This is a genomic window from Nonomuraea antri (genome assembly GCF_013283785.1).
Lineage (GTDB): Bacteria > Actinomycetota > Actinomycetes > Streptosporangiales > Streptosporangiaceae > Nonomuraea > Nonomuraea antri.
Window position 1 is genome coordinate 1 of sequence record NZ_JABCPZ010000506.1, and the last position, 1,830, is coordinate 1,830.

The following is a 1,830-nucleotide window of genomic DNA, read 5'->3' on the forward strand; positions in this document are numbered from 1 at the left end:
GCCTCGGAGCCCGGCGCCCACGAGCCCCACCGAGCGGGTGGCCGGCTGCGGCGGCGCGGTGATCACCAGCCGGACGCCGAGCGCGCGCAGCAGCAGCCGCGCCCACAGCATGGTGATCTCCCGTTGCTTCACCGCGGGAGCCCACCGCGCGGCCAGCGCCACCGGCACCCCCGCCAGCACCACCGCCAGGGCGCCCAGCAGCCGCGCCGCCAGACGGGCCGGACCTGCACCGGCGGCCGGACCTGCCACGCAGGCGACCGGCGAGCACGGCCCCAGCCGCAGCCAGGGATGGATCTGCCCCCTGACGCCTTCCGTCAGCGCCGGGCCGGACGTGATCACGGTTCCCCCAGGAAGTAACGCAGGTAGCGGGTGTTCACCTGGTCCATGGACAGCAACACGAAGAAGTCGGCGCAGCCGAAGTCCGCGTCGTGGGCGGGCGGCCCGCACACCCAGGCGCCCAGCCGCAGGTAGCCGCGCAGCAGCGCGGGCGGCACGAACCGGTCGGGACGCGGCGCGCCGGACGAGCGCCACGGCCGGTGCGGCGTGACCCGGTACTCCTCGGGCCCCGGCGGCACCCGGTCCACGACTCCGGCCGCCACCGCGCCCCGGTCGTCGAGCGGCACCGAGCAGCAGCCCGCCAGCCAGCGGTGGCCGCCGTCGATCATGTATCGGGCGATGCCCGCCCACATCAGCGCCATCACCGCGCCGCCGCGATGGTCGGGGTGCACGCAGGTGCGTCCCACCTCGACCAGGTCCTTCCTGATGCCGGCCAGGGCGCGCAGGTCGAACTCGGTGTCGGAGTACAGCAGGTCGGCTCGTCCAGGCGGGAGCAGCCGGTAGGTGCCGACGACCTGGCGGCCGTCGCGGACCAGCAGGTGATCGCAGGCGGCGTCGAACCTGTCGACGTCGAGGCCGGAGACCGGGCTGTCGAGCCGCGCCCCCATCTCCCCGGCGAAGACCTCGTGCCGCAACCGCTGCGCGGCCTGCACGTCGGCGGCGCTCGTCGCCAGGCCGACGGTGTAGTGCCCGGTGTCCAGGGCGCCGGTGTCCATGGAGATCGTCATGGGCGCGTCCTTCCCTCAAAGCGTCTCGCGACCATGTCGACAGGCGAACATGACAAGGGCGTCACGCATCGGGGGTGGTGAAACGTCGGCCCGGTGAATGTCCCCGCCGGTGCGCGAAACTGCTCGCAACACCAGGACCGGAGCCGCCCGCCACGCACGTCAGCACGGCGTGGCGGGCCTGAAAGGGGGTCAGGTGCAGGCGTAGCCGGTCGGCAGGTGGGTGTCGCCGTCCGGCCGGGACGACTGGAAGCCGAACGACGTGCCGCCGCCCGGCCCGAGGTCGCCGTTGTGCGGGGCGTTGCGCACCGTGACGACCTGCCCCGACCGGCTGACCACCCCGTTCCAGCTCCCGGTGATCTGGTGCCCGGGCGGCAGCGTGAACGTCACGGCCCAGCCGCTGATCGCCGCGCCGCCTGGGTTGGTCACGGTGGCCTGCACGACGTACCCGGTCCCCCACTGGCTCTGGACGCCTGCCGTCACCGCGCAGCGGCCCGTCCCGCCGTCCGGCCGCGTGGTGACGGTGACCGTGCCGGAGCGGGGCGAGCGGTTGCCCGCCGCGTCACGCGCGTAGACGGCGAAGGTGTAGGCGGTGCCGGCGCTCAGCCCGGTGACGGACGCCGACGCGCTCGCGGACGTGGCCACGGCCGTCTCCGCCGTCCCCTGCACCCGCACCACCTCGTAGCCGGTCACGCCCACGTCGTCGGTGGCGGCGGCCCACGTCAGGTCGGCGGACGAGGCCGTGACCGAGGCGGCGGCGGGCGTGCCG

Annotated in this window: 3 protein-coding genes; all 3 read right to left on the reverse strand. The window is 74.9% G+C overall.

Annotated features, from left to right (window positions below):
• The coding region (locus tag HII36_RS54960) for a hypothetical protein (protein WP_407940922.1) at positions 1-339 on the reverse strand (339 nt) is incomplete at its 3' end.
• The gene (locus HII36_RS54965) at positions 336-1,064 is read right to left on the reverse strand and encodes a GNAT family N-acetyltransferase (protein ID WP_173531346.1); all 729 of its coding nucleotides are present in this window, start codon (positions 1,062-1,064) and stop codon (positions 336-338) included. The genes HII36_RS54965 and HII36_RS54960, both read right to left, overlap by 4 nt.
• 189 nt (positions 1,065-1,253) lie before the next feature.
• On the reverse strand, positions 1,254-1,830 hold a 577-nt coding region (locus tag HII36_RS54970), incomplete at its 5' end, for a cellulose binding domain-containing protein (protein WP_173531347.1).